At 35.3% G+C, this 8,695-nt stretch carries 5 protein-coding genes; 1 reads left to right on the top strand and 4 read right to left on the bottom strand.

What is annotated here, in order from left to right; all coding sequences use genetic code 11:
• The 4 genes from JGH11_RS18055 to JGH11_RS18040 form a co-directional block, all read right to left on the bottom strand.
• The coding region (locus JGH11_RS18055; protein WP_201114120.1) for a MarR family winged helix-turn-helix transcriptional regulator at positions 1-436 on the bottom strand (436 nt) is incomplete at its 3' end.
• Positions 437-753: 317 nt separating this feature from the next.
• Positions 754-2,499 carry a phospho-sugar mutase gene (locus JGH11_RS18050; RefSeq protein ID WP_201114118.1) on the bottom strand — a complete coding sequence of 582 codons (1,746 nt, stop codon included), beginning with the start codon at positions 2,497-2,499 and terminating at the stop codon, positions 754-756.
• Positions 2,500-2,717: 218 nt separating this feature from the next.
• On the bottom strand, positions 2,718-4,931 hold the full coding sequence (locus JGH11_RS18045; protein WP_201114116.1) for a tetratricopeptide repeat protein: 2,214 nt from the start codon (positions 4,929-4,931) through the stop codon (positions 2,718-2,720).
• A gap of 48 nt (positions 4,932-4,979) precedes the next feature.
• Positions 4,980-7,271 (bottom strand): cation:proton antiporter, encoded by a 2,292-nt coding sequence (locus tag JGH11_RS18040; RefSeq protein WP_201114114.1) that lies wholly within the window; start codon positions 7,269-7,271, stop codon positions 4,980-4,982.
• A gap of 206 nt (positions 7,272-7,477) precedes the next feature.
• Between JGH11_RS18040 and JGH11_RS18035 the strand changes: the two genes are divergently transcribed.
• Positions 7,478-8,614 (top strand): ATP/GTP-binding protein, encoded by a 1,137-nt coding sequence (locus JGH11_RS18035; RefSeq protein ID WP_201114112.1) that lies wholly within the window; start codon positions 7,478-7,480, stop codon positions 8,612-8,614.
• Positions 8,615-8,695 lie beyond the last annotated feature (81 nt).

Below are 8,695 nucleotides of genomic sequence, written 5' to 3'. Positions count from 1 at the left end.
CCCTTAATAATATACTTAATTGATTTTTCAGTATATCTGTATCAATATTTTCAAATAATCGATTTTGTTCACTTTTTACTTTTTTTATAGCTCTTTCGAAAAGATCATTCCCGGCATCCGTAGCTTCTACAACACGCGCTCTTGTATCTGTCGTACTTTCACGTCTACTTATCAGTCCCTTTTTTTCTAAGTTTCTGAGTATAGTAGAAGTCGTCATCGGGTCTATCTCTGTCTCTTGAGATAAAATTATTTGTGTAGCTTCTATTTTGTGATGCGACATATGGTAAATAGCACCTAGCAATTCCATTTGAGATGTGGTAAGTCCAAATTCATCTAATATTTTGTGTTTGCCTCTTTGCCAATATTTAGTAACACGCCATATCAAATAACCTACGTCCTCGTGTAGATTTCCAACTTTGCTGTTATTTCCATCCATTATTTAATTGTTTAATTTTTAAAATTTGGAAGCAAATATAGTAAGTGTACTTATAATAAGTAGGGTATATAGTAGAAAAAAAATAGCTTGTTAACGTTTTTTATCAAAAACATGCTTTATAACATGTTTTCGTAAAATGAGAGTCTGAAAATATCCCTACATAAGAGTTTCTATTTTTATATAGATATTAATAAATGGATTAATTTGTTATTATACGTAGATATCTATTTTTCATAATTTATATAATACATGATCCATATATTAAATATCAAAAAAGCCGGATAGTCGATCTATCCGGCTTTATATTATATGGTTTATTAGATACCTAAATCTATACAAACTTGCTCTATCTTTTTCTCTGTTGCAGCATCAACTGCATCGTAATCTGCTCTTGATTTCAATTTAGCTTTAACTTCAACATAGAACTTAATTTTCGGCTCTGTTCCTGATGGACGTATCGATACTTTAGTTCCGTCTTCGGTAAAGTATTGTAATACATTAGATGTTGTAGGCATTTCTAATGTATATTCTTCATTGATGTTCAAGTCTTGTGCTTTGAGAGTAACAAAGTCTTTGATAAGAGTCACTTTAGAGCCTGCAATTTCTTTTATAGGGTTTTCTCTGAAGTTTTTCATCATAGCTTCTATCTCTTCAGCTCCACTGCGACCTTCTTTGGTTACAGAAATCCCTTTTTCTTTAGAGAATCCATACTCTACATAGATATCTTGAAGCATTTCGTACAATGTTTTGCCATTATCTTTAGCCCATGCTGCTATTTCACCAAAAAGCATTGCTGCCGAAACAGAATCTTTATCGCGGACGAAATCTTCGGCCAAGAAGCCATAACTTTCTTCACCGCCACCTATGTACTGACGTTTTCCTTCCAGCTCACGCATAATAGCTGCAATCCATTTGAATCCGGTGTAGCATTCAAACATTTCCACTCCGTTTTTCTCTGATACTACTTGTGTCAATGCGCTGGTTACAATTGTGCGAACTGTGTATTCTTTACCGGTAAGTTGACCAAGCTCTTTTTTGCGGGTGATGATATAGTAGATCAGTATAAGCATAGTCTGATTACCATTCAGAAGTATAATTTCACCTTTGTCATTTCTAATGGCTGCACCAAAGCGGTCAGCATCCGGATCGGTTGCGAATACAAGATCTGCATTTGTTTCTACAGCTTTCTTTACGGCCAAAGCCATTGCTGCCGGATCTTCAGGGTTAGGAGATACTACAGTTGGAAAATCACCGCTTAGTACATCTTGTTCCGGTACGTTTATTATATTAGTAAATCCACAAGCTTTTAGTGCCTGAGGAATTATTGTATATCCTGTACCATGTAATGGTGTATATACGATTCCAATATTGTGATGTTTTTTTATCGAATCGGTTGAAAGTAAAACCGATTTAAGTTCCTCGATATATGATTCGTCAATATCCTTTCCTAATATTTCTATTAGATTTTTGTTGCCTTTGAATTTTATATCTTCTACATTTACCCGGTTTACTTCGCCTATAATGTTTTTATCGTGCGGTGGTATAACCTGTGCGCCGTCTTCCCAATATGCTTTATATCCGTTGTATGCTTTAGGATTGTGAGATGCTGTAATCATTATACCGCTTTGGCAGCCTAATTTACGAATGGCATACGATACTTCGGGGGTAGGGCGCAAATCTTCGAAAAGATAAGCTTTAATCCCATTCGCAGATAAGATATCAGCTGATATTTCAGCGTATTTGCGACTATTGTTGCGGCAGTCATGTCCTATAACTACTTTTATCAGATCTTTACCTGCAAATTCTTTTAATAGATAGTTAGCCAATCCTTGTGTGGCCGCACCTATTGTATATATATTGACTCTGTTGGTTCCAACTCCCATTATACCTCGAAGGCCACCGGTTCCAAATTCAAGATCTTTGTAAAAAGCTTCTATCAATCCGGTTTTGTCCTCATTGTCTAATAATGCTTGCACTCCTTGTCTTGTTTCTTCGTCATACTTATCCGAAAGCCACATTTTCGCTTTGGCTGTTACTTGTAAAAGCAAATCATTATTTTCCATTTTTTATTCTGTATTTATTTATAGGTTTAAATATTTTAAGTCGTTTTTTATTATAGTAATGCTCTTAACGAAAGAGCAAAAATAGTAATTTTTACTAAGGACAAAGAACCGAATGAAAGAAAAGATACTATAAAAATTAGTCTTTGCGAATATAAAAATTCGGATAAACTGATTATATCAGTGGTGTAAGTCGCAATAATGCTGATATCAAAGGGAAATTAATCCATTTTGTATTTTACCTGATCAAACAGAAATGGAAATATTCTCTCGTCCACACCATGAAGAATCAATATGTCTTTATCCGCATCAAATAATAATTGGAAAAGTTCGAAGTCTTGATCCTGATACAAAGATTGTCTGTAAAGAGAAATAGCTTCTTTTTTGTTTCCCATGCATAGCTCTACATGCCCGGCGTTGAGATAGTCGTGTATTGTCGGTTTTGCAGATAAAATCTGTTGGTAATATTTACGAGACAAATCGTATTTTTTTAATAAGAAAGCTGTCCATGCTATAGGGCGATGTGCTTTTGTCCCTTTACTATCTAAGAGCTCTACTTTGAAATAAGTATTCAGAGCTTGGTCATAATCATTAAGTTCAAGATAGCAATGTCCAATATTTAATTCGATTGGAATGTTGTCGGGTGTGAGTTTTGCGGCTTTTTTATAATAATCGAGAGACAATTCGGGTTGCTTCAATGTTCTATATAACTGTGCTATCCGCTTTATGATCCATGAGTTGTTTGGTTTCAATAGATCAGCTTGCAGATAAGCCTCTAATGCACTTTCAGGATTATTTATCATCTGCCTGCAATAACCTATTTTTTGCCATATATCGTCACTGTGGTTATCTATAGCTATTAATCGGTTGAAAATATCTAAGGCCTCACCAAAATTATTTTTATCGAAACAATAGAAAGCAATTTTCCTCATATCGTCAATGTTTGAGATAAGAGGTGCAATGGATTCTTTATCGTAAAAATTGAGGTTAAGTTTAAATATATCGTAGAAATTGTTTCGGTATGGATTCAGCTTAAAGAAGCGATATAAATCTTGTATATACTGATTAGAAATCACTTCTTCGTCAATAGTAGGATTCATTTCTTTAGCTTCTTTCTGCAATTGTTTAATCTCTTCAGATTCAGCTCCCATGCGTCCGAGCATCATTTCTCGTTGGCTGCTTGGAATTTGCAAAAGGCTCAAACAAAATGAATATTTATCGGAATTGCACATATGACCGGAGTCGATAACTGCCGCTTGCAGTAAGTTGTTTTTACTGCCTTGTGGAAATAAAGATGAAAATTCCGAGTATTTAGGATCGAAAGGTAAAAACCAGTTGCTCATTTCTGAGAAGAATGGGAAGTTCTTTAATCCGGAAAATGTGGAGTGAAAGACATCGGCTCCTTCCATTTGCAGATTTGAATATTCTTGTAGCTTTTTACCTAGTCCCGATTCTTCCAATTCTTTTTGCCATTCCGGATTTTTTTCAGAGAATTCAGCGTCTCCCATCAGTTCTTCCATGTTCAGTTTTCGTCCTGCCATATTATTGAACTTCATCATTTCAGGTAAGATTTCTTCTTTAATCTTTTTGCTGATCTGTTCTGTCTCGCGGGAACGTATAAGTTGGATAACAACCCGTAATACAGCTTTCTTAAAATCCATATTCTCGGACAAAATAGCCAATTGGCTCTGTAATTCGGGATATAACGACCACCTTGAATCATACATTTGCATGGTAACAACCAGTCCGACAATTGCACGAGCCTTGATCTGAAGATTGTCAGAGGTGGCTGCATCCATCAATACTTGTACTTTACGGGCGTCGAAACGATGAAATAAGCTCAAACTGATTGCCGAAATAAAAAGGGATCTTTCTCTCACAGGCAGTTCAATATTTTTGACAAAAGATAGGTAATTATCCATATCTTTATCATTGGCCCGAGGCGAAATGTAAGTATTATTGAACATCTCGGAACCGATCCGTTCTCTTTTTACAGCTAGTTCCCGAAGCTTATCATTCTTTATTATATCATCATCCTGTAGGTCTGTTAGTGCAATAATACCGGATATGTCTAACAGTTGCGTAGTATAATCCGGTATGGAGGTATTCTCAGATATATTTCTTCTATACTTTTCGTAGAATATATTTGACGATTCTATTTTAAGTAATTCATCTGTAGCGTCGTCTGTAAGCTCATACAATAGACGTAACAGGTTACGATATACATTTTCACGCTCCGGATCGTTGACACCTTCGAACAAGTAATGGAGCATAAATTTATAATTTGTCTCCAATTCACTTAATGTTTCAATGATTTTCCAATCCTGAATATTTGTTGTAATTTTCCTCAAAGTCTCAAACGCATCTTTTAACTGCCTTTTTGACAGATGAAGTAATATCTCTTTTTTGAGTGAAATTATATCGCGACTGTTCATCTATTACAATCCTACTTTAATTAATTATTCTTTTGTATTTATCTGCGGTTATCTATCGGTTAGAATGAGTGTAGAAGGCATTCCCTTTATCATTTTTTCATCTAATTCATCTAATTTTCTCCAACTGTTTAGACTGATTATTATCAGATCGTGTTTTTGGAGAATACTTTCATCTACAGGAATATTATTATTCCACACCTGGAATAAATATTGGTTTACCGATTTTACCTCTCTTACCGATTTTACAAACTCAAGGGTCTTATCTGATAACTTAATAGAATCCCATAGCGTGATTCGTACATTTGAGTTTTTAGATAATCTTTCCATAAATGGACCGATGAATACATCATCTTCATCCAATATCGGAATAAACACATTTTGTATATCTATTAGACCTCTATCAATAAATATGCCAACTTGCATATCAGTCTTTGATATTATTTGTCGGGTACGGTCATCGAAAGGAGAAACGGATGTTCGTCTTCCGCCATTTAGACCTTGGATTTTCAATAATAACTTATTGATATTGTCGACAAGGCTATTTGAGAATCCTATAAAACGGCCAAGTATGTTGTCTTCCGAAAGGGTATAACCTCTACTGCCTATTAAAATAAAATCGTATTCACCTTTATTCGCTATCTTAATAATGCTGGACTGAGTATCACTCGTAACTTCAAAGATCTTTGTTATTTCCTGATTCAGGCTTTTAGCTTGATTTATTATTGGTTTGAAGATAGTATTCTCTTCTTTGGTTATTCCATATTGATGTAAGATATTCCCTTCTGACATGTGTAACATCGTCAACTCCGAATTTGATTGACGTTTCTTTATCAGACTATGGGCTACTAGCAATAGCTTTCGTCCTGTTTCAGGGCTAGCAAAAGGAACAAGTATTCTGAACGGTTTCTGTTCTTTATCTTCTATAACCAATTGTTTTTTCTTAAATATTTTGTTAATAAGGCTCAAGCTGGGCGAAGTCATAAACGTAGTACCCAAAGCCATTATTACCATCATCGCAAAAACCTGAGGTGTGAGTATGCCCAAATCGAGACCTATATTAAGTACAACCAACTCCATCAACCCTCTTGTATTCATCAGTGCTCCGATAGTTAAACTATCTTTCCAGTTCTGACCAACAAAACGGGCGGCAAGAGCACTTCCAAGGAATTTTCCTGTAATGGCTACAACGATGATAAGGCCACAAATGAGCCAAAGATGTACGCTGTTAAGTAATCCGATTTCAGTTCTCAGCCCTGTATATACAAAGAATAGAGGTAAAAGGACAATTAGTGCTACGTACTCTATTTTTTCTGTAAGTAAGTTTCTAAATCTAGTGTCGGAAGGCATTATCACACCGGCAAGAAATGCACCGAATAATGCATGTATTCCAATGAGTTCTGTCATATAGGCAGATGCGAAAAGCATGACAAAAAATGTAGCAGCAACAGATTTTGAAATGTTTCTCTTCGAATGCTCACGTTCTGTTATCCTTTTAAGAACCGGTCGTACTACTTTAAACATAAATACAACATAGGTTATAGCCATAAGGATTACAAATACAGAGCTTGCTAACGAACCGGCCTTTACTATTGCAATAACGGCGGCAAGCAAGCACCAGGCAGTAATATCATCAATGGCTGCACAAGTGATAACTATAGAGCCTATAGGAAGCTTATTCAGCCCTTTTTCATGCACAATACGGGCCAAGACCGGAAATGCTGTTATACTCATGGCGATCCCCATAAATAATGCGAATGAAAGAAAGCTTACTTCGGAATGGGTGAATTCTTCGTATATAAAATAAGCCAGAAAGACCCCTAACGAGAAGGGGAAGATAATACTTGCATGACTTATAATAACAGCATTTTGAGCCCTGTTTTTAATAACTTTCAGGTCTAGCTCCATGCCTATAATGAACATGAAAAGAATAAGCCCGACTTGGCTGAGCAGACTAATGTTATTTAATGATGAGGTGGGAAAAATAGCTTCTGATATTTCCGGAAAATAGAGACCCAAAAGAGACGGTCCTAAAACAACGCCTGCTATAATTTCTCCAATGACAGTTGTTTGCCCAATTAATTTACACAACCATCCGAAAAGTTTGACTACAATAAGTATAACAATTATTTGTAGTAAGAACGTAATAGTCGGAGTAGCAATATTTTCCTTTAGGCTTAGCAGAAACGTGTCCCAAGCCGAAAGGTTGATATTACTATTCGAATATATATCTTGGGAAATATTTTCCAGATTGGTTTTACCGGCATTCAGGACTATAAATATAAGTATAGAGAATACTCCTATTGTAATTATATAGAATAATAGATTTTTGTATTTCTTCACAAGGGTCAATTTTCTATTCGTTGCAATAATCTAGCTTTTCTATACAAAGATATAACTTTTAAAAAGAAATTGCGACAATTGAATGCATTGATGTTATTACTAAAAAGCGTATATTTGAAGAGGAAATGCAAGAATATTATACTATGCAAATCTGGCAAAAGTATTAATTCATAGTTTCCCTATCTTTTAAATAATAAGAAATTGGTATGATACTTAGTGCTTTAAAATATACTCGCTACGTAGATGAGCCTCGCGAATGGTCGATTGTAGGAAATGGAGGGGATTATGCTTATTTTGGCAATATAAATTTGCTCGTAGGGAAAAACGCTTCCGGTAAAAGCCGGACATTGAATGTTATTCGTGAAATAGCAGATCTGGTATCGGGGAGAATAGATTTGAAATATGCAATTAGTCCGTCCGAACGTTTCGAACTAACCTTTACAAATGGAGAAGACCAATATGCTTATTATCTTATATTTAAAGAACGGGCCGTAGATGAAGAGATATTATCTTTTAATAATAAAGTTATATTAGATCGTAAAAAGAAAATACTATTGACTGCAGAAGATCAACATACACCTTTCGAGGTAAAAGATTATCAGCTTGCGGTAGCTTTACATGATACAAGTGACAGACCTTTTTTTAAAAATATTGTACAATGGGGTGAATCACTCAAGAATTATCTTTTCGCTAACCAATTAGAAAAAAATAGACTTGTAAAAGACTATACCCAGATAGACGGAGACGACCACGATATTGATGATCCCGATGTTTTGATATATATATTTCATAAAGGGCGAGAGCTATATGGCGATATGTTTGTTTCCGAAGTAATTGAAAATATGCAGGCCCTGGGATATGATATTTCATGTATCGATATTAAACGAGAAAGCGGTGGGTATGGGATTGTCATAGAAGAGGAAGGTGAATATATTGTGTCTCAAAGGGAGATGTCGCAAGGCATGTTTCGGGCTTTGGCTTTGTTTATTATGCTGACTTATGCTCGATTAGATGGCATTTCTTTATGTCTGTTAGTAGATGATATGGGGGAAGGACTAGACTTTGATAGCTCGAAGAAAATGATAGATATCGTAACAAAAAAGGTGCATAAGTCTAATGTTCAGTTTTTTATGACAACAAATGACCGACAGGTGATGAATCAGATATCATTGCGTTTCTGGTCGGTTATTGATCGTCAGCGTAATAAATCTATATTCTACGACTATACTAATTCGACAGATACTTTTGAAGACTTCAAATATACAGGACTGAATAATTTTGATTTTCTTTCTTCAGATTTCTATAAGGAAGGATTTGGAATTATAAACGAAGAGAATGATTGATGAAACGAATCGCTTTTTTTGTTGAAGGGCAGACTGAGCAGATTTTTGTAAATCGCTTGATAAAAGAAATCCTTGGAACCC

The sequence above is a fragment of the Dysgonomonas sp. Marseille-P4677 genome (genome assembly GCF_016652235.1).
In the GTDB taxonomy this organism is placed as follows: Bacteria; Bacteroidota; Bacteroidia; order Bacteroidales; family Dysgonomonadaceae; genus Dysgonomonas.
This window is presented reverse-complemented; position numbering and strand designations above follow the sequence as displayed.

Bases quoted from the DNA above. Each gene is read 5' to 3' on its own strand.
- JGH11_RS18035 (WP_201114112.1), top strand. From the start codon at position 7,478: ATGATACTTAGTGCTTTAAAATATACTCGCTACGTAGATGAGCCTCGC.
- JGH11_RS18050 (WP_201114118.1), bottom strand. From the start codon at position 2,499: ATGGAAAATAATGATTTGCTTTTACAAGTAACAGCCAAAGCGAAAATG.
- JGH11_RS18045 (WP_201114116.1), bottom strand. From the start codon at position 4,931: ATGAACAGTCGCGATATAATTTCACTCAAAAAAGAGATATTACTTCAT.